Annotated in this window: 16 protein-coding genes; 11 read left to right on the top strand and 5 right to left on the bottom strand. The window is 59.3% G+C overall.

Annotation, left to right across the window (positions count from 1 at the left end):
• Positions 1–93 precede the first annotated feature (93 nt).
• Positions 94–2,013: an ATP-binding cassette domain-containing protein gene (locus BLU48_RS17550; RefSeq protein ID WP_057022088.1), complete on the top strand. Its 1,920-nt coding sequence runs from the start codon at positions 94–96 to the stop codon at positions 2,011–2,013.
• 182 nt (positions 2,014–2,195) lie between these two features.
• Here BLU48_RS17550 and BLU48_RS17545 read toward each other — a convergent pair whose 3' ends face one another.
• Positions 2,196–2,636: a universal stress protein gene (locus BLU48_RS17545; RefSeq protein ID WP_005786147.1), complete on the bottom strand. Its 441-nt coding sequence runs from the start codon at positions 2,634–2,636 to the stop codon at positions 2,196–2,198.
• A 105-nt stretch (positions 2,637–2,741) separates the two neighbouring features.
• Between BLU48_RS17545 and BLU48_RS17540 the strand changes: the two genes are divergently transcribed.
• From BLU48_RS17540 to BLU48_RS17510, 7 genes are all read left to right on the top strand, one after another.
• Positions 2,742–3,179: a hypothetical protein gene (locus BLU48_RS17540; protein ID WP_057022089.1), complete on the top strand. Its 438-nt coding sequence runs from the start codon at positions 2,742–2,744 to the stop codon at positions 3,177–3,179.
• 467 nt (positions 3,180–3,646) lie between these two features.
• Positions 3,647–5,794 (top strand): fatty acid oxidation complex subunit alpha FadB, encoded by a 2,148-nt coding sequence (fadB, locus tag BLU48_RS17535; protein WP_057022090.1) that lies wholly within the window; start codon positions 3,647–3,649, stop codon positions 5,792–5,794.
• A gap of 29 nt (positions 5,795–5,823) precedes the next feature.
• Positions 5,824–6,999, top strand: coding sequence for an acetyl-CoA C-acyltransferase FadA (gene fadA / locus BLU48_RS17530; RefSeq protein WP_043047500.1), 1,176 nt, complete (start codon positions 5,824–5,826; stop codon positions 6,997–6,999).
• A gap of 97 nt (positions 7,000–7,096) precedes the next feature.
• The gene (locus BLU48_RS17525; RefSeq protein ID WP_032803813.1) at positions 7,097–7,333 is read left to right on the top strand and encodes a DUF1653 domain-containing protein; all 237 of its coding nucleotides are present in this window, start codon (positions 7,097–7,099) and stop codon (positions 7,331–7,333) included.
• A gap of 114 nt (positions 7,334–7,447) precedes the next feature.
• On the top strand, positions 7,448–10,069 hold the full coding sequence (gene topA, locus BLU48_RS17520) for a type I DNA topoisomerase (RefSeq protein ID WP_043047499.1): 2,622 nt from the start codon (positions 7,448–7,450) through the stop codon (positions 10,067–10,069).
• 194 nt (positions 10,070–10,263) lie between these two features.
• Positions 10,264–10,785, top strand: a complete 522-nt coding sequence (locus BLU48_RS17515) for a DUF6586 family protein (protein WP_057022091.1) — start codon at positions 10,264–10,266, stop codon at positions 10,783–10,785.
• Between the two features lie 115 nt (positions 10,786–10,900).
• Positions 10,901–11,134, top strand: a complete 234-nt coding sequence (locus tag BLU48_RS17510) for a hypothetical protein (protein ID WP_005786160.1) — start codon at positions 10,901–10,903, stop codon at positions 11,132–11,134.
• Between the two features lie 38 nt (positions 11,135–11,172).
• Here BLU48_RS17510 and sulA read toward each other — a convergent pair whose 3' ends face one another.
• Positions 11,173–11,646: an SOS-induced cell division inhibitor SulA gene (sulA, locus tag BLU48_RS17505; protein WP_057022092.1), complete on the bottom strand. Its 474-nt coding sequence runs from the start codon at positions 11,644–11,646 to the stop codon at positions 11,173–11,175.
• 10 nt (positions 11,647–11,656) lie between these two features.
• Complete coding sequence (lexA, locus tag BLU48_RS17500) at positions 11,657–12,265, bottom strand: transcriptional repressor LexA (RefSeq protein WP_003172575.1); 609 nt, start codon at positions 12,263–12,265, stop codon at positions 11,657–11,659.
• Positions 12,266–12,528: 263 nt separating this feature from the next.
• On the opposite strand from lexA, the gene BLU48_RS17495 reads away from it, so the two are divergent.
• From BLU48_RS17495 to BLU48_RS17485, 3 genes are all read left to right on the top strand, one after another.
• The gene (locus BLU48_RS17495; protein WP_057022093.1) at positions 12,529–13,236 is read left to right on the top strand and encodes a TetR/AcrR family transcriptional regulator; all 708 of its coding nucleotides are present in this window, start codon (positions 12,529–12,531) and stop codon (positions 13,234–13,236) included.
• 136 nt (positions 13,237–13,372) lie between these two features.
• Entirely contained in the window at positions 13,373–14,383 is a 1,011-nt protein-coding gene (gene nagZ, locus BLU48_RS17490; protein ID WP_057022094.1) for a beta-N-acetylhexosaminidase, read from the top strand.
• Positions 14,384–14,509: 126 nt separating this feature from the next.
• Complete coding sequence (locus BLU48_RS17485; protein WP_057022095.1) at positions 14,510–17,815, top strand: DEAD/DEAH box helicase; 3,306 nt, start codon at positions 14,510–14,512, stop codon at positions 17,813–17,815.
• A gap of 101 nt (positions 17,816–17,916) precedes the next feature.
• Here BLU48_RS17485 and BLU48_RS17480 read toward each other — a convergent pair whose 3' ends face one another.
• Together BLU48_RS17480 and BLU48_RS17475 are read right to left on the bottom strand one after the other, a co-directional pair.
• Complete coding sequence (locus BLU48_RS17480) at positions 17,917–20,607, bottom strand: DEAD/DEAH box helicase (protein WP_057022096.1); 2,691 nt, start codon at positions 20,605–20,607, stop codon at positions 17,917–17,919.
• Positions 20,608–20,616: 9 nt separating this feature from the next.
• Positions 20,617–21,183 (bottom strand): CsiV family protein, encoded by a 567-nt coding sequence (locus tag BLU48_RS17475; protein ID WP_057022097.1) that lies wholly within the window; start codon positions 21,181–21,183, stop codon positions 20,617–20,619.
• Between the last annotated feature and the right edge of the window lies 1 nt (position 21,184).

Genomic DNA, 21,184 nt, shown 5'->3' with positions numbered 1-21,184 from the left:
GAAATGTCCTACAGAACGTGTCGATAGAGAAAATCCCGACCGCATCCCACCCTCAAGTCAGGTAGAATGCGCGCCCAGTTTTTGGAGAAGCGTATGACCCTGCTCAAATTCAGCGATGTGTCCCTTGCTTTCGGCGCCATGCCGTTGTTGGACAAGGTGTCCTGGCAGATCGCCCGTGGTGAGCGGGTGTGCATCATCGGCCGCAACGGCACCGGCAAGTCCAGCATGATGAAGCTGGTAAAAGGCGACCAGAAGCCCGATGACGGCTCTGTGTGGCGTGCCCCGGGCCTCAAGATCGGCGAATTGCCGCAAGAATTGCCGGTGGCCGACGGACGGACAGTGTTCGACGTGGTTGCCGAAGGCCTGGACGGCGTCGGCGAGTTGCTTGCGCAATACCATCACCTGGCGCAGAACTGCGTCACCGAGGAAGACCTGGACAAGCTGATGCACGTCCAGCAAGACCTCGAAGCCCGTGACGGCTGGCGCTTGCAGCAACTGGTGGACAGCACCCTGAGCCGCCTGCAACTGCCGGCCGACAAGACCCTCGCCGAATTGTCCGGCGGCTGGCGTCGCCGTGTGCTGCTGGCCCAGGCGCTGGTGTCCGAGCCGGACCTGCTGCTGCTCGACGAACCGACCAACCACCTGGACATCGGCGCCATCGCCTGGCTTGAAGAAGCCATCAAGGACTTCCAGGGCGCCGTGCTGTTTATCACGCACGACCGTGCATTCCTGCAGAGCCTGGCTACGCGCATCCTCGAGCTGGACCGTGGCGGCCTGATCGACTGGAACGGCGATTACGCCAGCTTCCTGGTGCACAAGGAAGCCGCCCTGGCTGCCGAAGAAACTGCCAACGCGCTGTTTGACAAAAAGCTGGCTCAGGAAGAAGTCTGGATCCGCCAGGGCATCAAGGCCCGTCGCACCCGTAACGAAGGCCGCGTACGTGCCTTGAAAGCCTTGCGCGTCGAGCGTAGCGAACGCCGCGAGCGTACCGGCAAAGCCAATATCCAGCTGGATACCGCCGACAAGTCGGGCAAACAAGTCATGGTGCTGGAGAACGTCAGCTTCCATCACCCGGACGGGCCGTTCCTGATCAAGGACTTTTCCATGGTCCTGCAGCGCGGCGACCGTATTGGTCTGCTTGGCGCCAACGGCACCGGCAAGACCACCCTGCTGAAGCTGATGCTCAGCGGTCTGCAACCGACCAGCGGCAAGGTGGAAGAGGGCACGCGCATCGACGTGGCCTACTTTGACCAGTTGCGCCATCAGTTGGACCTGGAAAAGACCGTGATCGACAACGTCGCCGAAGGCCGCGACTTTATCGACATCGACGGCCAGAGCCGCCATGTGCTCAGCTACCTGGGCGACTTCCTGTTCAGCCCGCAACGTGCGCGTACGCCGGTCAAGGCTCTGTCCGGTGGTGAGCGTGCGCGTTTGCTGCTGGCCAAGCTGTTCAGCAAGCCGACCAACCTGCTGGTGCTCGACGAACCGACCAACGACCTCGATGTGGAAACCCTCGAGTTGCTCGAAGAAGTGCTGTTGACGTTCAACGGCACTGTGCTGATGGTCAGCCACGACCGGGAATTCCTCGACAACGTGGTCACCAGCACCCTGGTCTTTGAAGGTGAAGGCAAGGTGCGCGAATACGTCGGTGGTTACCAGGACTGGCTGCGCCAGGGCGGCTCGCCGCGCCTGCTGGGGGTAACCGAGAGCAAGTCCGGCAAGGCCGACCTGACCTCGGCGGTGGTGACTCCTGTGCAAGAGGCTGCACCGGCCCAGGAAGCTGCACCCGCGGCCAAGAAGAAACTCAGCTACAAGCTGCAGCGTGAGCTGGAAGCCTTGCCGGGTGAGATCGACGCCAAGGAACAGCAGATTGCCGCGGTAGAAGCGCAAATGGCTGACGCCGGTTTCTACCTGCGCCCGGCGGCAGAAACCGCTGCGGTCATCGCTTCCCTGGAGACGTTGAACCAGGAGCTGGAAGCGCTGGTTGAGCGTTGGGCCGAACTGGATGCCTGAGTGATTGCACCGCGATAAAAAAGCCCGGCACTCTTCTATGAGCGCCGGGCTTTTTAATATGAAATGCGATTCAACTGTGGGAGCTGGCTTGCCTGCGATAGCGGTGTAACAGCCACCTGATGCATCAACTGACAGGCTGCTATCGCAGGCAAGCCAGCTCCCACATTAGACCTTCATCGGTCTTACGAACTCTTTGCCAGTTTGACGGCCAGTACATCGCAAGGCGCGCCGTGCAATACATCATTAGCGGTGGAGCCCAGCAACAGTGCCAGGCCATGACGGCCGTGGCTGCCGACCACGATCAGGTCACAGGCCTTTTCCTTGGCCAAGTGGTGGATTTCCTGCCGCGGTTGGCCGTATGTCAGGTGGCAGTCTTCCTTTTTCAGGTGCGGGTATTTGAGAATCAAACGGTCCAGGCGCTCCTTGGCCTGGTCAAATTGTTGTTGCTGCAACTGGGAAAGGTCCATCGGTACGTCACCGCCAAAGGCCATGGCCATGGGCTCGACGATATGCACCAGCGACAGGATGGCGCCATTGGCTAATGCAGATTCCTGCGCGCGCTTGATCACCGGATCGCACTCTTCGGTCAGATCGACAGCGACCAGAATATGTTTGTAGGGCATGAGGCGTTCCTCCAAGGGACTGCAATAAGTTCAGTATGGCTGCTTTCAAGCGGATGGGGTTGCGTCAGGTCAAATCCGCTCATCTAGAAATTCGGGAGTACACATATGACGGTGTGGATAGTGGTGTCAATCCTTGCGGTGGTTTTAAGCCCCCTGGCCTGGCTGCGCCCGTCGCGTGGGCAGAGTGGGCGCATGGCCCTGCGCATGGAGGCACGCCGCATCGGCCTGGCCATGCAGCTCGCGCCCCAGGAGTGGCCGCACTGGCTCAAGCAGGAGCCGCCGAGCCCCTGTGCGCAATACTGTCGGCCACGTCGCGGCAGCACCCCGGCCCTCTGGAGTTACTGGCAGCTGGAGCCGGGGGTGTGGGTCAATCAATGGCGTGAAGTGTGTGTGGATGAAAAGTTGTTGCCGCATTTTGCAACGCTGCCGGCGAACGTTTACAAGGTCGAAGCCGACAAGCAGATGATTGCTTTGTACTGGGGCGAGAAGGGCGAAACGAGTGTCTTGAAGGATATTGATGCGTTGCTCAAGGCTTTGGCCTGAGTCCCTACAGAAAATCCTGAATGTCAGGCAATAAAAAGCCCGACATCATCACCGGGCTGGAGGTGGCCAGGCAGGCCGGTAAATCTGCAAGTTGCCGCTAGCCTAGCCGTATATCCCTTTCTGTACAGCCGTTTCCCACATCTTTCCTATTATTGATCCTGTGAATATTTAAATATTGACGGGTTGCCCCCCCTTGGTCCGGGTTCTGAAATGACTGGAAAGTCGCGTTTTTCCTAGCCTTTGGAGCGATTGACAATTGCTCGGAATTGGATGAAGGTGGCGTACCCAAATCAAACGGGCGTATGAATTGAGCGTTTGCCTGTCAGACGACTCGTACAGAATCCCGACTATCGCACTGGCGGGTGTGCCTGGCTGATTGGCGTGAGCATTGATGCAACTGTCAATGTCAAACCAGAAACCAGCGTCCAGTGTGTACTGTTCAGCTTCCATATCGTGGAGATCAGTTGATGATTTACGAAGGTAAAGCCATCACGGTTAAGGCTCTTGAAAGTGGCATCGTCGAACTGAAATTCGACCTCAAGGGTGAGTCCGTCAACAAGTTCAACCGTCTAACCCTGAACGAACTGCGTCAGGCCGTAGACACCATCAAAGCAGATGCTTCGGTCAAGGGCGTGATCGTTTCCAGCGGCAAGGACGTGTTTATCGTCGGCGCTGACATCACCGAATTCGTCGACAACTTCAAGCTGCCCGATGCCGAGCTGGTGGCTGGCAACCTCGAAGCCAACAAGATCTTCAGCGATTTCGAAGACCTCAACGTGCCGACCGTTGCCGCGATCAATGGCATCGCGCTGGGCGGGGGCCTTGAAATGTGCCTGGCGGCGGATTTCCGCGTCATGTCCGCCACCGCCAAGATCGGCCTGCCGGAAGTCAAGCTGGGCATCTACCCAGGCTTTGGCGGTACCGTGCGCCTGCCGCGCCTGATCGGTGCCGACAATGCTATCGAGTGGATCGCAGCCGGTAAGGAAAACAAGGCCGAAGACGCACTGAAAGTCGGTGCTGTCGACGCTGTAGTTGCCCCGGACAAACTGGCCGAAGCTGCGCTGAACCTGATCAAGGGCGCTATCAGCGGCGAATTTGACTACAAGGCCAAGCGTCAGCCAAAGCTGGAAAAACTCAAGCTCAACGCCATCGAACAAATGATGTCGTTCGAAACCGCCAAGGGTTTCGTGGCTGGCCAGGCCGGCCCGAACTACCCGGCGCCGGTTGAAGCGATCAAGACCATCCAGAAGGCTGCGAACTTCGGTCGCGACAAGGCCCTGGAAGTGGAAGCGGCCGGCTTCGTCAAACTGGCGAAGACCTCGGCGGCCCAGAGCCTGATCGGCCTGTTCCTGAACGATCAGGAGCTGAAGAAAAAGGCCAAGGCCTACGACGAAATCGCCAAGGACTTGAAGCAGGCCGCCGTACTCGGTGCCGGTATCATGGGTGGCGGCATCGCCTATCAGTCGGCGTCCAAAGGCACGCCGATCCTGATGAAAGACATCAATGAGCACGGTATCGAGCAGGGCCTGGCCGAAGCCGCCAAGCTGCTGGTTGGCCGTGTTGATAAAGGTCGCATGACCGCGGCGAAGATGGCCGAGGTGCTTAACGGCATTCGTCCTACGTTGTCCTACGGCGATTTTGGCCACGTCGACCTGGTGGTCGAAGCGGTCGTCGAGAACCCGAAGGTCAAGCAGGCGGTATTGGCTGAAGTTGAAGCCCAGGTCAAGGACGACACCATCCTGGCGTCCAACACCTCGACCATTTCCATCTCGCTGTTGGCCAAGGCCCTCAAGCGCCCGGAAAACTTCGTCGGCATGCACTTCTTCAACCCGGTGCACATGATGCCCCTGGTGGAAGTGATCCGTGGCGAGAAGTCCAGCGAGGAGGCAATTGCCACCACCGTTGCCTACGCCAAGAAAATGGGCAAGAACCCGATCGTGGTCAATGACTGCCCGGGCTTCCTGGTCAACCGCGTACTGTTCCCGTACTTCGGCGGTTTCGCCAAGCTGGTCAGCGCCGGTGTGGACTTCGTGCGCATCGACAAGGTCATGGAAAAATTCGGCTGGCCCATGGGCCCGGCGTACCTGATGGACGTGGTCGGCATCGACACCGGCCACCACGGTCGCGACGTGATGGCTGAAGGCTTCCCGGACCGCATGAAAGACGACCGTCGCTCGGCGATCGATGCGCTGTACGAGGCCAAGCGCCTGGGCCAGAAGAACGGCAAGGGTTTCTACGCTTACGAGGCCGACAAGAAGGGCAAGCAGAAGAAAGTGGCCGACCCGTCGGTGCATGAAGTGCTGGCGCCGGTCATCTACGAACAGCGTGAGGTGTCCGACGAGGACATCATCAACTGGATGATGATCGCCCTGTGCCTGGAAACCGTGCGTTGCCTGGAAGACGGCATTGTCGAGACCGCCGCCGAAGCCGATATGGGCCTGGTGTACGGTATCGGTTTCCCTCCATTCCGTGGTGGTGCGCTGCGTTACATCGATTCGATCGGTGTGGCTGAGTTCGTTGCCCTGGCTGACAAATACGCTGATTTGGGCCCGCTGTACCACCCGACCGCGAAGCTGCGTGAAATGGCCAAGAACGGCCAGAGCTTCTTCGGTTAAGTGCCCAGACGACTAGAGCGAGAATATTTATGAGCTTGAATCCAAGAGACGTCGTGATTGTCGACTTCGGTCGTACTCCGATGGGCCGCTCCAAGGGCGGCATGCACCGCAACACCCGTGCCGAAGACATGTCGGCACACCTGATCAGCAAGCTGCTGGAACGCAACGTCAAGGTTGATCCCAACGAAGTCGAAGACGTGATCTGGGGCTGCGTCAACCAGACCCTGGAGCAGGGCTGGAACATCGCGCGCATGGCTTCCTTGATGACCCAGATCCCGCACACCGCAGCTGGCCAGACTGTCAGCCGCCTATGTGGCTCATCGATGAGTGCACTGCACACCGCTGCCCAGGCGATCATGACCGGCAACGGCGATGTATTCGTGGTCGGTGGCGTGGAACACATGGGCCACGTCAGCATGATGCACGGTGTCGATCCTAACCCGCACATGTCGCTGTACGCGGCGAAAGCCTCGGGCATGATGGGCCTGACCGCAGAAATGCTCGGCAAGATGCACGGCATCACCCGTGAGGCCCAGGACGCGTTCGGCGTGCGTTCCCACCAGCTCGCCCACAAGGCGACCGTGGAAGGCAAGTTCAAGGATGAAATCATCCCGATGAACGGCTACGACGAGAACGGTTTCCTGAAACTGTTCGATTACGACGAAACCATTCGTCCGGACACCACCCTGGAAAGCCTGGCGGCCCTCAAGCCGGCCTTCAACCCAAAGGGCGGCACCGTGACCGCCGGTACGTCGTCGCAAATCACCGACGGTGCCTCGTGCATGATCGTGATGTCGGCGCAGCGTGCCCAGGACTTGGGCATCCAGCCGCTGGCCGTGATCCGTTCGATGGCAGTGGCGGGTGTGGACCCGGCAATCATGGGCTATGGTCCAGTACCGGCCACACAAAAAGCCTTGAAGCGCGCAGGCCTGACCATCAACGACATCGACTTCTTCGAGCTCAACGAAGCTTTCGCCGCACAGGCCCTGCCAGTGCTGAAAGATTTGAAAGTGCTCGACAAGATGAACGAGAAGGTTAACCTGCACGGCGGTGCGATTGCCCTGGGCCACCCATTCGGTTGCTCCGGTGCACGTATCTCCGGCACTTTGCTTAATGTGATGAAGCAAAATGGCGGCAATCTTGGGGTTGCAACCATGTGCATTGGTCTCGGCCAAGGCATTTCCACCGTCTTCGAACGCGTCTAAGCGTTTCGTTGACGGAAGCCGGGGCCCAGTGCCCCGGTTTTTGTTTTTTGAAACTTTTTAATATTTTTTTTCAACAAATTTTGTAAGGGGCCAGAGCATGAAAGTCGAACCAGGGCTCTACCAGCATTATAAGGGGCCGCAGTACCGCGTTTTCAGCGTGGCACGCCACTCTGAAACCGAGGAAGAAGTGGTGTTCTACCAAGCACTGTATGGCGAATACGGCTTTTGGGTACGCCCCTTGAGCATGTTTCTGGAGACCGTCGAAGTTGACGGCGAGCAGGTCCCGCGCTTTGCTTTGGTCCAGGCCGAACCCAGTCTTTTTAAAGGGCAATAACGGCAGGTCGCGCAGAATGCTGCGCTTGACCTCACCTTGTTGCCACTATATATAGCGTTGCCGCGTCAGGCGCCAACTGCCTTTCACTTCTCGAATTCAGGAACTTTCCGATCCATGGGCAAATCGCTGGTCATTGTGGAATCCCCGGCTAAGGCCAAGACCATCAACAAGTACTTGGGCAACGAGTACGTGGTGAAGTCGAGTATCGGCCATATCCGAGACCTGCCCACCAGCGGTTCGGCTAGCGCCAGCAAGGAGCCTGCCGCCAAGCGCGGCAAGGCGGCTGCGGGCGAAGGTCCGGTGCTCAGCCCTAAAGAGAAAGCGCGCAAGCAGCTGGTCTCGCGCATGGGGGTGGACCCGGACCATGGCTGGAAGGCCAAGTACGAAATCCTTCCGGGCAAGGAAAAGGTCATCGAAGAGCTGCGCCGGCTCGCCAAGGATGCTGACACCATCTATCTCGCGACGGACTTGGACCGCGAAGGGGAAGCCATTGCCTGGCACCTGCGCGAAGCCATCGGCGGTGATGACAGCCGCTATAAGCGTGTGGTGTTCAACGAAATCACCAAAAAAGCCATCCAGGAAGCCTTCTCCAAGCCGGGGGAGCTGGATATTGATCGCGTCAACGCCCAGCAGGCCCGTCGTTTCCTCGATCGCGTGGTGGGCTATATGGTCTCGCCACTGCTATGGGCGAAGATCGCCCGTGGCCTGTCCGCCGGCCGTGTGCAATCGGTCGCGGTGAAGCTGGTGGTGGAGCGTGAGCGTGAGATCCGTGCGTTCAACCCCGAAGAATACTGGGAAGTCCACGCCGATCTCGGCACCGCCAAGGGCGCCAACGTGCGCTTCGAAGTGGCCCGTGAGAAAGGCGAGGCCTTCAAGCCGCTGAACGAAGCCCAGGCCATGGCCGCGCTGGAAAAGCTCAAGGCTTCCAGCTACAGCATCGTCAAGCGTGAAGACAAACCGACCAGCAGCAAGCCGTCGGCGCCGTTCATCACCTCCACCCTGCAACAGGCCGCGAGCAACCGCCTGGGTTTCGGGGTGAAGAAAACCATGATGATGGCCCAGCGTCTGTACGAAGCCGGCTACATCACTTATATGCGTACCGACTCCACCAACCTGTCGCAAGACGCGGTGGCGATGGCGCGGACCTATATTGAAAGCGAATTCGGCAAGAAGTACCTGCCGGAGAAGCCCAACGTCTACAGCAGCAAAGAGGGCGCCCAGGAGGCTCACGAAGCGATTCGTCCTTCCGATGCCAACACCGAGCCCTCCAAGCTGAGCGGCATGGAGCGCGACGCTGAGCGCCTCTACGAGCTGATCTGGCGCCAGTTCCTGGCCTGCCAGATGCTGCCGGCGCAATACCTGTCTACCACCGTCAGTGTGGGCGCTGGCGACTTCGAGCTGCGTGCCAAGGGCCGCATCCTCAAGTTCGACGGCTACACCCGCGTCATGCCGCAAATCGCCAAGCCAGGCGATGACGATGTGCTGCCGGACATGGCCCAGGGCGATACGTTGAAGCTGATCAAGCTCGACCCGTCCCAGCACTTCACCAAGCCGCCGGCGCGCTATTCGGAAGCCAGCCTGGTGAAGGAGATGGAAAAGCGCGGTATCGGTCGCCCGTCGACCTATGCGGCGATCATCTCCACCATTCAGGACCGCGGCTACGTCGCGCTGCACAACCGTCGTTTCTATTCGGAAAAGATGGGCGACATCGTTACCGAGCGCCTGTCCGAGAGCTTCTCCAACCTGATGGACTACGGCTTCACCGCCGGTATGGAAGAGAATCTCGATGACGTAGCCCAGGGCGAGCGCGACTGGAAAAACGTGCTCGACGAGTTCTACGGCGACTTCAAGAAAAAACTTGAAGTGGCTGAAAGCCCTGAGAGCGGCATGCGTGCCAACCAGCCGGTGATGACCGACATCCCGTGCCTGACCTGTGGCCGTCCGATGCAGATTCGTACTGCGTCAACCGGCGTGTTCCTCGGTTGCTCGGGTTACAGCCTGCCGCCGAAAGAGCGCTGCAAGGCGACCGTCAACCTGGTTCCGGGTGATGAGATCGCGGCCGATGACGAGGGCGAATCCGAGTCGCTGGTATTGCGTGGCAAGCACCGCTGCCCGATCTGCAGCACGGCGATGGACGCCTACCTGCTGGACGAAAAGCACAAGCTGCACATCTGCGGTAACAACCCGGACTGCAATGGCTACGAGATTGAAGAGGGCACTTACCGCATCAAGGGCTACGAAGGCCCGAGCCTGGAATGCGACAAATGCGGCAGCGAGATGCAGCTCAAGACCGGCCGTTTCGGCAAGTTCTTCGGCTGCACCAACCCCACGTGCAAAAACACCCGCAAACTGCTGAAAAGCGGTGACGCGGCACCGCCGAAGATGGACCCGGTGAAGATGCCCGAGCTCAAGTGCGAGAAGGTCAACGACACCTACATCCTGCGTGACGGTGCTTCGGGCCTGTTCCTGGCGGCCAGCCAGTTCCCGAAAAACCGCGAGACCCGTGCACCGCTGGTGATGGAAATCGTACCGCACAAGGACGAGATCGATCCCAAGTACCACTTCCTGTGTGAAGCGCCGAAGAAGGACCCGGATGGTCGTCCAGCCGTGATCCGCTACAGCCGCAAGACCAAGGAGCAGTACGTGCAGACCGAAGTGGACGGCAAGCCTACCGGCTGGAAAGCGTTCTACGACGGCGGCAAGTGGAAGGTCGAGGACAAGCGCCAGGGCGCTTGATCCATCGCATGTGCTGAAGTTCCAAATGTGGGAGGGGGCTTGCCCCCGATGACAGTGTATGAGTCGCCATGTGTATGACTGATGCACCGCTATCGGGGGCAAGCCCCCTCCCACATTTGCACTTGCAGTACGCCCGGCCGTTCCGTGACACTGTTCAGCCAGCATCACGCCTATTCGTTGTGGAGATTGCCGTCATGGCCAACGAACTCTATACCCGTACCAATCAGAAAATTTACTTCGCGGGTTTGTCCCTGGAGGCCCTTGGTCGGGCCGAGGAAGGGAAGGAGATGAACGCCATCGCGCTGGTCCAGGCGGGGCGCGAGGCGGCCTTGTTCCATCTGTATGGCGCTTTGCTGGGTTTGTGTCATGAAATCGCAGGGTTCTATCGCTTGCCCCAGGCCGGCTCGCCCAGAGCGGAAATGATCATGAATCACGAAGTGCTGGAATCCATGGCGATCCCTGAGTTGGCAGAGCTGGTGGAAATGACCCAGAGCCCTGACAGTTGGGTGGCGCGGTTGCTCAAGGCGCATGCAGATATTTTTCAGCCGCCGCGTATTCCTCATGTGCCCAAAGGCGATGTCACCCAGCCGCTGATCGTCGCCGTGGCGTTGGAACAGGATGAGCCCAAGCCCCTGAGCCGCGAAGAGTTGGAAAGCTGGCGCCAGGAGCTGAAAAAGATGGCGCTGCGGTTTCGTGAGGGTTTGAACGAGTGCTGAAAGTGGGCACTTGCCCGGCACCATTCATCACGCGGTAAAGAAACCTGCCCAGTTACCCTGCGAGGCTGGGTGGATGACTGATATAATCCCGGCCTTTCGTGGAGAACAGACTTTTATGCCAACGTCCTTTCTGGAAATTGTTGAACTGCCTGATGGCCGAATCGAACTGCGCCGAGCTGAGGACGAAGGTTCTCTAGTCATTCTGGATTTCTCCGAAGATGCCAAAGTGTTCCTGCAAGGTCAGCATGTGGAAGTGGCCAAGGCCATGTTGAGCGTGGGCGTGCAGATGGCAGGTCGTCTGGCGGAAGGCGAGCCTGAGAAAGACGATGGCCCGCGGGTTCTTCACTGAGCCCCGATAACAAGCTCGCTCGCCACCACAAGCCCCCTCTATCCCAAGCGAATATTCAAGCTCTGTGCATCACCCGTGCGTGCGGCACTGATCAACTGTTGCTTGGCGCTGGCATTCAGCGGATTCAGCCAACTCACTACCGTATGACTACGACCCAGGCGCAAGGCTTCGCAGGTCAGCTGTTGGGCGCTCTGCGTTCCGCGTGGTTGCAGCAACAGGATGCGCTCGCGGTTGAGGCCGGCCTCCCGCAGCCAAGCCTGTGTCAGGCTGGCGGGCGGGGCGATCAGCGTCAGCCAGCGTGCGTCCTTGTCTTCGCTCAATTCGCGCAAGATGGGAGCCAGCAGGTTCAGGCAGCTCCCAGCCGCACCGCGCAACGACAATTCACTGAACGCCTCAGGTTCGCCGCCCCAGGGGGCCTCGACCGTTTCGTTGAGGATGGGCGCAAGGGGTTGGGCCATGAAGGCCTCGAAGAGCGACAGTTGGGTGTGTTGTGGGGTGTGCACGAGCTGCATGATGCCTCCTTTAGCGGCGAATGACGCCGACACTCAAGCCTTCGATCACCAGGTCCTGGTCTTTCAGGTTGACTTCGATCGGGGCAAACTCAGGGTTCTCGGCCAGCAGCCAGACCTTGCTGCCTTCACGCTTGAAGCGCTTGACGGTGACTTCATCGCCGATACGGGCCACGACGATCTGGCCATTGCGGGCTTCGCGGGTGGTGTGGACGGCCAGCAGGTCGCCATCGAAAATGCCCACGTCCTTCATGCTCATGCCGTGCACGCGCAACAGGTAGTCGGCGCGAGGATGGAAGAAGGTCGGGTTGATATTGCAGGATTCCTCGACGTGCTGCTGCGCCAGGATCGGCGCACCGGCGGCGACGCGACCGATGATCGGCAATGTCGATTCGTCGGCCTTGGCTTCGAAGCCAGGGATTCGAATACCCCGCGAGGCACCCGGGGTCATCTCGATCGCGCCTTTGCGGGCGAGAGCCTTGAGGTGCTCCTCTGCGGCGTTCGGGGACTTGAATCCCAATTCCAGGGCAATCTCCGCACGGGTCGGCGGGTAACCATTGTCATCAAGGCAACGCTTGATAAAAGCCAGAATCTCAGCTTGGCGTGGCGTCAGTTTTAGCATGTTGATCGCTCTGTCTTTTTATACAGTGACTGGGATTATATACAGTGGACTGCGCTTGGCAATCATCCTTTTCATCGGCTCCGCTGGACGGTCGTGCGTCATCCTTCCTACGGCCCAGAAATAGTGCTCCCTACAGAGCGAGAGGGATGTGGTTAAATAGCCATGCGCGTGATGACTATCCGGCCGGAAAACGAACCCGCAGGCTTGACAAGACATACTCTGAAACGTATGTTTCAAACAAGTGTTTGTCAGGCGGAGTAGCCATGGCCCAGTCGGAAACCGTTGAACGCATTCTCGATGCTGCCGAGCAGTTGTTCGCGGAAAAAGGATTTGCTGAAACCTCACTGCGGCTGATCACTAGCAAGGCTGGGGTCAACCTTGCCGCGGTGAACTACCATTTCGGCTCAAAAAAGGCCCTGATCCAGGCAGTGTTTTCGCGCTTTCTGGGGCCATTCTGCGCCAGTCTTGACCGTGAGCTGGAGCGTCGTCAGGCCAAGACCGATCACAAGCCGAGCCTGGAAGACCTGCTGGAAATCCTCGTTGAGCAAGCGTTGGTCGTGCAGCCACGCAGCGGCAACGACCTGTCAATCTTCATGCGTTTGTTGGGCCTGGCGTTCAGCCAGAGCCAGGGCCACCTGCGGCGTTACCTGGAAGACATGTACGGCAAGGTGTTCCGCCGCTATATGTTGCTGGTCAACGAAGCCGCCCCGCGTATTCCGCCTATCGAACTGTTCTGGCGCGTGCATTTCATGCTCGGCGCCGCGGCTTTCAGCATGTCCGGTATCAAGGCATTGCGAGCAATTGCCGAGACCGATTTCGGGGTGAACACCTCCATCGAGCAGGTAATGCGGCTGATGGTGCCATTCCTCGCTGCCGGCATGCGCGCCGAAACCGGCGTCACCGACCCGGCCATGGCCGCTGCCCAGTTGCGCCCACGCAGCAAGAGCGCACCGACCGCCGCCAAGGTTTGACTGCCCCCGGGTGTGCGTGGCCGCTTGCATCCGCTAAGCTAGCCGCCATGCCGATTTCAGCTATCTATTCGCAACCCGTCGTGCTTGCCGTGTCTGGTAAGGGCGACGGGTTGTGTGCGTTATTTAAGGAAGGTTTATGACTGCTGCCCTGCAAGGTTCTTTGATGGTCGACGTGGCCGGCACCTGGCTGACGGCCGAGGATCGCCATCTGTTGCGCCAACCGGAGGTGGGCGGCCTGATCATTTTTGCGCGCAATATCGAGCACCCACGCCAGGTTCGCGAGTTGAGCGCGGCGATTCGTGCAGTGCGCCCGGACCTGCTGCTGGCGGTCGACCAGGAAGGTGGCCGCGTACAGCGCCTGCGCCAAGGCTTCGTGCGCTTGCCGGCCATGCGTGCGCTGGCCGATAACCCCAACGCTGAATACCTGGCAGAACAGTGCGGCTGGATCATGGCCACCGAAGTACTGGCTGTGGGTCTCGACTTGAGTTTCGCCCCGGTACTGGACCTCGACTACCAACGCAGCGCCGTGGTCAGCACTCGCTCCTTCGAAGGCGACCCCGAGCGTGCCGCCGTCCTCGCTGGCGCCTTTATCCGTGGCATGAACGGCGCCGGTATGGCCGCCACGGGCAAGCACTTCCCCGGGCACGGTTGGGCCGAGGCCGATTCTCACGTCGCCATTCCCAATGACGAGCGCAGCCTGGAACAAATTCGCGCCAATGACCTGGTGCCCTTCGCACGCTTGAGCAAGAAATTGGCCGCAGTGATGCCCGCGCACGTGATCTACCCGCAGGTGGACAGCCAGCCCGCCGGCTTCTCGCGCCGCTGGTTGCAGGACATCCTGCGCGGCGAGTTGCAGTTCGACGGGGTTATTTTCAGTGATGACCTGTCCATGGCGGGCGCCCATGTGGTCGGCGATGCGGCCAGTCGGATCGAGGCGGCGCTGACGGCGGGTTGTGATATGGGGCTGGTATGCAATGACCGCGCGGCTGCCGAGCTGGCACTCACCGCCGCGCAGCGGATGAAGGTCACGCCGTCGGCACGGATTGCGCGTATGCGTGGGCAGGCGGTTGCGTCAACTGATTACAAACAGGATCCGCGCTGGTTGACGGCTCTCACAGCGTTGCGGGACGCTCAGCTGATTGAGTAAACGGTGCCTGTGCTGTTAGAAGCTTGGTGTAAGAAGTATCTGAATGTAGCTGTAGCTATCTCTTACCGCTTAGTAGGAGTCGCCCTGCTTTAAATCTCGCTGCTGACCGCTATAGAGTTCTGTTCCATGAATGACCTGATTGCACGTATCGTCGAGTTGGATTGGCAGGAATACTTTGACCCTCGTTCGTTGGAGCGTGGGTTTGAGTATGCTGGCGAACATCGTCTTGAAATAAAAGAATTCGGACATGACAGGCTGATTGCACAGTGCAAGGGGTCTGGCCGTAATGTCTATACCCTGGCGATTACCCTGGAGGGTGCAGCATCCCGTTGGACGGGTATCAGGTGTGTGTGTTCCTGCCCGGTGGCGATCAATTGCAAGCACGCCGCTGCGACCTTGTTTACGTTGACCGTGCTGTATGACGAGCTGAACGCCCCGAAAAAGCAGGTGGCTGACCGTCTGAGCCCGCAGCTCGAAAACTGGCTTGAGAGTATCCCCAAGCCCACATCTGCCGATGATGTACAACACAAGAACACCGGTACCTGTTTGCTGTACCAACTCGCCCCCGATGCTTATTCAATGAGGTGGTCACTGGAGGTATATCGGGCACGCGTGACGAAGAAAGGTGACTACAGCGATATCAAGCCGCTGCACTCGATGGATGAAATATTGCGGCGTACTCCCGCTTATATGCATGAGCTGGATATAAGCCTTGGTCGCTTGCTCATGTTGAGCCGTCCTTACCTGAGCTACGGCAGCACTTTTCAGTTAGCGGGTGAGGCGGGCGCCGAAATACTCCAGCTGGCGTTGAAAACCCAGCGTCTGTTCTTTGATTTGGATGCTGGGTTAGCGCTTAACCCGGGGCCTGTCCGTGCCGCTCGTTTCAATTGGGCCGTGATGCCTGACGGCAATTATTGTCCTGAATGGCTCAGCAATGGTCGTGAACTGGACGAAGTATTGCCTCTCAAGCCGCTCCATTATCTGGACTTGGACAACATGCAGTTGGGCGTGCTTGAGCCTGGGGTGGATGAGAACCTGGCGATACATTTATGTGGCCTGCCCGTGATTCCAGCTGATCAGGTGGCGATGTTCAGTCATCGGCTCAGTGTGGTGTCCCAAGCCATTCCTCCGCCACGTGAGCTGACCGAGCGCGTCGTGGATACGCTGGAACCACAAGGCTGCCTCACCTTGGGAAGCGACGAATCCTACGTCTACAGCCAGACCGACTATCGACGAATGCCCATCCTGGAACACCGCGCTGCCTTGGCTTTCCGTTACGACACCAGCCTGGTCAGCGGCAAGGGCACTGAAGACATCCTGTTTCTCAACGGCACCGAAACCCAGCGCATTCAACGCAAGCCGGCGGCTGAAAAAGCCCTGCGCAAGACGCTCACAAAAATCGGCTTCAAAACGGTCAATCGTAAAACCCGTGCGCTGCCTGCCAGTGCAGGAGAGATGTTCGATCTACCCAATGATGAAGCCTGGCTGGCGTTTGTTGAGAGCGGGCTGTCGGTTTTGCGTGAGGCAGGATGGGACGTCGTCATCCATCCGGGGTTTTATTACGATGTGGAGGCTGTAGACGGCTGGTACGCGGACATCGAAGAGTCGCCCGGCCACGAGTGGTTTGACCTTGAGCTGGGCATTGAGGTCAACGGCGAGCGTCACAGCCTGCTGCCAATCGTATTAGACTTGATGCGTCGTCAACCCAAACTGCTTGACGCCGCCTACATGGCCGAGCGTGATGATCAGGAGCGCGTGTTGGTCAGTCTTGGCACCCGCACTCATACCAAAGTCGCGCTGCCCTACGGTCGTATCAAACCCCTGATGGCGACCCTCGGCGAACTCTACCTGCGTGCACCAGAAGGCGATGCACTGCGGCTGAGTGCGCCGGATGCGGCACGGCTCAGTAATCTGGATGCACTACCCTTGGTCTGGCAGGGCGGCGAGCGACTGCGTGATTTCGCCAAGCGCCTTAAAGACTCCATTCACGTTCATGTGCCGGCTCCTCGGGGCCTGAACGCCGAACTGCGCGGCTATCAGCTCGAAGGGCTGAACTGGATGCAAACCCTGCGCGAGCTGGAAGTCGGCGGTATTCTGGGTGACGACATGGGGCTTGGCAAAACCCTGCAGGCGCTCGCCCATCTGCTCTGCGAAAAGCAGTCTGGCCGTTTACAGGCGCCTGCACTGGCGGTAATGCCCACCAGCTTGATCCCGAACTGGATGGACGAAGCTGCGCGTTTTACGCCACAGCTCAAAGTCCTGGCACTGCACGGTGCGCAGCGTCAGGCTGACTTCACGCGCTTGACCGATTACGACCTGGTACTCACCACCTATGCACTGTTGCCACGGGACCTTGAAGTCCTGCAGCCTCAGCGCTGGAGCGTGCTGATCCTGGACGAAGCGCAAAACATCAAGAACCCCAACAGCAAAGCGGCCCAGGCTGCTCGTCAGTTGGAGGCCGGTCAGCGTTTATGCTTGAGCGGTACGCCTTTGGAAAACCACTTGGGTGAGCTGTGGTCGCTGTTCCACTTCCTGTTACCGGGCTGGTTGGGCGACAGCAAAACCTTTAATCGTGATTACCGTACGCCCATCGAGAAACACGGTAATGCGCAGCGTATGCAGCACCTCAGCGCGCGTATCAAACCGTTCCTGTTGCGACGTAAAAAGGAGCAGGTCGCGACGGAATTACCGCCCAAGACAGAAATCGTGCACTGGGTCGAGCTGAGTGATGCACAGCGGGATGTTTACGAAACGGTGCGCGTGGCAATGGATAAAAAGGTGCGCGACGAAATCAGTCGGCATGGCGTGGCCCGCAGCCAGATCATCATTCTTGAAGCCCTGCTCAAACTGCGCCAGGTGTGCTGTGACTTGCGGCTGGTCAAGTCTGCACCGGTGACTAAGGCTGCCAAGGCCGGCGCCGGCAAGTTGGGCAACTTGATGGAGATGCTGGAAGAGTTACTCAGCGAGGGGCGGCGGATTTTGTTGTTCTCGCAATTCACCTCGATGCTGGCGTTGATTGAAGAAGAGCTCAAGCAGCGTGGGCTTGAGTATTCGATCCTGACTGGAGACACCCTTGACCGACGTACGCCAGTGAAGAACTTCCAGGACGGCAAGACACCGTTGTTCTTGATCAGCCTGAAAGCGGGCGGTACGGGCTTGAACCTGACGGCGGCCGATACGGTGATTCATTACGACCCGTGGTGGAACCCGGCAGTGGAGAACCAGGCTACTGACCGAGCTTATCGTATAGGCCAGGAAAAGCCGGTGTTTGTGTACAAGATGATTGCGCGGGGCACGGTCGAGGAGAAGATTCAGGCGTTGCAGTTGGAGAAGGCCGCGTTGGCCGATGGGGTGCTGGAAGGTGGCGCCAGTGCGGGTTGGAAGCTGGAGCAGCGGGATATTGAGGCGCTGTTTGCACCTTTACCTGGCTGAAAATCGCGGCGCGCCCTTCGCGAGCAAGCCCGCTCCCACACTTGAATCTATTCACAAATCAAAATGTGGGAGGGGGCTTGCCCCCGATGGCGATGGAGCAGTCAGCGCTTTTCTTGCTTGTTGGGCAGTGGCGCAAACAACGCCTCAATCTCTTCATTACCCAACTGCCAATCCCCAGTCGTACGCCCATCCAGCACGCCCGCCGCCAGGTCGGATTTCTCCTTTTGCAGGTGCTGGATTTTCTCCTCCACCGTGCCCCGCGCAATCATCTTGTACACAAACACCGGCTTTTCCTGCCCGATACGGTACGCACGGTCAGTGGCCTGGTTTTCCGTGGCCGGGTTCCACCACGGGTCGTAATGAATCACGGTGTCGGCTTCGGTCAGGTTCAAGCCCACGCCACCGGCCTTCAAGCTGATTAGAAAGATCTGCAGCTTGCCGCTCTGGAAATCCTTTACCGGTGTGCGCCGGTCACGGGTCTGACCGGTCAGCAGTGCATAGGCAATCCCGCGTTTATTCAGCTCGATCTCGATCAGGCTCAGCATTGAGGTGAACTGGGAAAACAACAGTATTCGCCGGCCCTCGGCAAACAGCTCGTCGAGCATTTCCATCAGGCTGTCGAGCTTACCCGAGCTGCTGCCACGCACCGCCAGGCTGGCATCGTTGACCAGGCGCAGGTCGCAGCACACCTGGCGCAGCTTGAGCAGGGCTTCAAGAATGATGATCTGGCTACGCGCCACGCCCTTGCGGGTGATCTCATCGCGGACCTTTTTATCCATGGCCAGCCGCATGGTTTCGTACACGTCGCGCTGGGCCTCGTTGAGGTCGACCCAGTGGATGATTTCAGTCTTGGGTGGCAATTCGGTCGCCACCTGTTCCTTGGTGCGGCGCAGCAGGAAGGGTTTGATTCGACCGTTGAGGTGCTGCAAGCGCACGTCACTGGCGCGTTTTTCAATCGGCACGCGGTAATCACGGTTGAAGCTCTTCACGTCGCCCAGCCAACCCGGTAACAGGAAGTGGAACAGCGACCACAGTTCACCCAAGTGGTTTTCCAATGGCGTGCCGCTCAGGCACAGGCGCTGGCGGGCATTCAGCTCGCGTGCGGCCTGGGCGGCCTTGCTGGACGGGTTCTTGATGTACTGCGCTTCATCCAGGATCAATACATGCAAGGGCAGGGCGGCGAGCGTGTCGATGTCCTTGGGCAGCAGGGCATAGGTGGTCAGCAGCAGGTCGTAGTCGTGCAGGTTGGCGAAGTGTTTCTTGCGCCCTGCGCCGTACAGTGCCTGCACCCGCAGTTGCGGGGTGAAGTGCGCAGCTTCGTCGAGCCAGTTCGGAATCAGGCTGGTGGGCATCACGACCATGCAGGGCCGATCAAGGCGCCCGGCGATTTTCTCGGTGAGAATATGCGCCAGGGTTTGCAGGGTTTTGCCCAGGCCCATGTCGTCCGCGAGAATCCCACCCACTTCCAACTGGCGCAGTGACTGCATCCAGCTCAAGCCTTCCAGTTGATAGGGGCGCAAGGTTGCGTTCAGGCCCTCGGGCGCGACGCAGGTGAAGTCCTTGATGTCCCGCAGGCGTTGGGCGAAGTTGCGGATCTTCTCGCCGCCTTCCCATTGCAACGGCAGGTCTTCCAGCGGGTTGAGCCTGATCGCGTCGGCCTTGGCCAGGCGCAACGTCGTGGTGCCGGTTTCCTGCAGGTAGAACTCGCCGAGAGTCGCCAGCACCGGCTTCAAGCGCCCGTAGGGCAGCGCCACTTGCAGCGGGCCGTGGCCGTTGGGCAGCCCGGGAATATTCACCAGGATCAGTTCATCATCGCGGCGCCTTGCGAGTTTTTCCGGGTTGAGGATCTCGGTGTGGGAGCGCATCAGGTTCAACAGGATCGGCAGCAGGCTCAACCGCTCGCCATTGACGATGATGCCCAGCTCCAGGTCGAACCAGTCACGCTCGGGTGCTTCATCGACGCTGGCGTACCAGTCGTCCACCGGGCTCAGGTCGAAACCGAAGTCTTCATCAATTTGCAGCTCCCAGCCCTCGGCCCGCAGCGTTGGCGATGAGTTGAGCGTGAAGTTCAGCCAGGCGCTGTCGTTGACCATCTCGAACAGCTCGCCGGCACTTTCCGGCAGGGCCTTGCTCTGGCGCGTGGCGATCTTGAAGCCGAGCAGGCGCAGTTGCTCGCGATAGGATTGCTCCAGCTCGGGATGGCGCCTGATGCGCAGGCTCTGAGTTTCCTGGCGCACGATAATGTCGGCATTTTTTTGCCCGCTGACATAGTTGCCCAGGTAGTTGAATGACAGCGCCGCACGATGCTGGATATAGCGCTGCATCTTGCCGTTGCGCGGCTCGAACGCGCTGAACTCCACACTGGCCAGCCACAAGCGTGGCACCGGATGTACATCGTCCATCACCACCTGTGGCAACACCACGCGGTTATCCAGTACGGCCTGGAGCTTCTCCAACAGTTCGGCATCCTGGGCCGCCGCCGGGTAGGCCAGGGTTTCCTGGACCTTGAGCAGCACCGCTGCGATATGTTTGCAGTTGGTATGCACCGGGCACGTACAACGGCTGTCCACCAGGATCAGCATGCCCTTGGCCGACTCGCGCAGCGAGATGGTCTGGCGGTACACATTGCCACCCGAGCCTTCGCAGCTGGCGATGATGGTGCTGTCGCCGCACTCGACGATGCGTACGCGGTTTTCCAGGGCGTAGCGCCGTCCGCGCTCAAGGCTTTGCTCTTTAAAGCGATTGGCCCACGAAGGGGCCAGGGGTTTGGTCAGTGACGACGTCAGGGGCATGGCGCTGGATCAGTCCTGAAGGTCGGGCGGTGGAGCGCTGGGTGGCTTGGCGGTCAGCGAGGTGATCTTGATCAGCAGCGCCAGGTGACCGCCGTCCAGGTAGTTGAGCTGGTTGTTCTTGGTGCGCACGTCTTTCTGGCTCAGGTGTTCGCTGGTAATCACGCTGCCGTTATTGTCGAACTGGTTGATCCAGAAATCCGCGTCGATATCGGTAAAGCGCCCCAATTGCAGGCTCAACACACCTTCGATGGGGAACTGGCCGAATTGCTCCTGGCCGTCGGTGATCGCGACTTTGACCGGCTGCTCGCCCAGGTTCTGTTCCCAGGCCTTGTGGGCGAGCACCGTGTAGTTGGCATCGGCACGCAGCTTGTCGACGATATTGCCCAGGCGCGGCGGGCTCATCCGTTCGCCCAGGCGCGGCGCACCTTCATCCCAGTTTTCCGGTGCGGCGCGACTGTTGATCACCGGCTCGGCATTCTGGCGTACCAGGATCATTTCCACCTGGTACAGGCTGTCGGCAAATGCCGACGGCGCAAGTACCAGCAACAACAGGCTCAGAATGCGGAACAGGCGCATG

Source organism: Pseudomonas synxantha (assembly GCF_900105675.1).
GTDB classification, from domain to species: Bacteria; Pseudomonadota; Gammaproteobacteria; order Pseudomonadales; family Pseudomonadaceae; genus Aquipseudomonas; species Aquipseudomonas synxantha.
Note: the sequence above shows the minus strand (reverse complement) of the source record. Positions and strands in the feature narration are given on the sequence as shown.

Coding starts and splice junctions, on each gene's coding strand:
- BLU48_RS17550 (WP_057022088.1), top strand. CDS start 94: ATGACCCTGCTCAAATTCAGCGATGTGTCCCTTGCTTTCGGCGCCATG.
- BLU48_RS17545 (WP_005786147.1), bottom strand. CDS start 2,636: ATGCCCTACAAACATATTCTGGTCGCTGTCGATCTGACCGAAGAGTGC.
- BLU48_RS17540 (WP_057022089.1), top strand. CDS start 2,742: ATGACGGTGTGGATAGTGGTGTCAATCCTTGCGGTGGTTTTAAGCCCC.
- fadB (WP_057022090.1), top strand. CDS start 3,647: ATGATTTACGAAGGTAAAGCCATCACGGTTAAGGCTCTTGAAAGTGGC.
- fadA (WP_043047500.1), top strand. CDS start 5,824: ATGAGCTTGAATCCAAGAGACGTCGTGATTGTCGACTTCGGTCGTACT.
- BLU48_RS17525 (WP_032803813.1), top strand. CDS start 7,097: ATGAAAGTCGAACCAGGGCTCTACCAGCATTATAAGGGGCCGCAGTAC.
- topA (WP_043047499.1), top strand. CDS start 7,448: ATGGGCAAATCGCTGGTCATTGTGGAATCCCCGGCTAAGGCCAAGACC.
- BLU48_RS17515 (WP_057022091.1), top strand. CDS start 10,264: ATGGCCAACGAACTCTATACCCGTACCAATCAGAAAATTTACTTCGCG.
- BLU48_RS17510 (WP_005786160.1), top strand. CDS start 10,901: ATGCCAACGTCCTTTCTGGAAATTGTTGAACTGCCTGATGGCCGAATC.
- sulA (WP_057022092.1), bottom strand. CDS start 11,646: ATGCAGCTCGTGCACACCCCACAACACACCCAACTGTCGCTCTTCGAG.
- lexA (WP_003172575.1), bottom strand. CDS start 12,265: ATGCTAAAACTGACGCCACGCCAAGCTGAGATTCTGGCTTTTATCAAG.
- BLU48_RS17495 (WP_057022093.1), top strand. CDS start 12,529: ATGGCCCAGTCGGAAACCGTTGAACGCATTCTCGATGCTGCCGAGCAG.
- nagZ (WP_057022094.1), top strand. CDS start 13,373: ATGACTGCTGCCCTGCAAGGTTCTTTGATGGTCGACGTGGCCGGCACC.
- BLU48_RS17485 (WP_057022095.1), top strand. CDS start 14,510: ATGAATGACCTGATTGCACGTATCGTCGAGTTGGATTGGCAGGAATAC.
- BLU48_RS17480 (WP_057022096.1), bottom strand. CDS start 20,607: ATGCCCCTGACGTCGTCACTGACCAAACCCCTGGCCCCTTCGTGGGCC.
- BLU48_RS17475 (WP_057022097.1), bottom strand. CDS start 21,183: ATGCGCCTGTTCCGCATTCTGAGCCTGTTGTTGCTGGTACTTGCGCCG.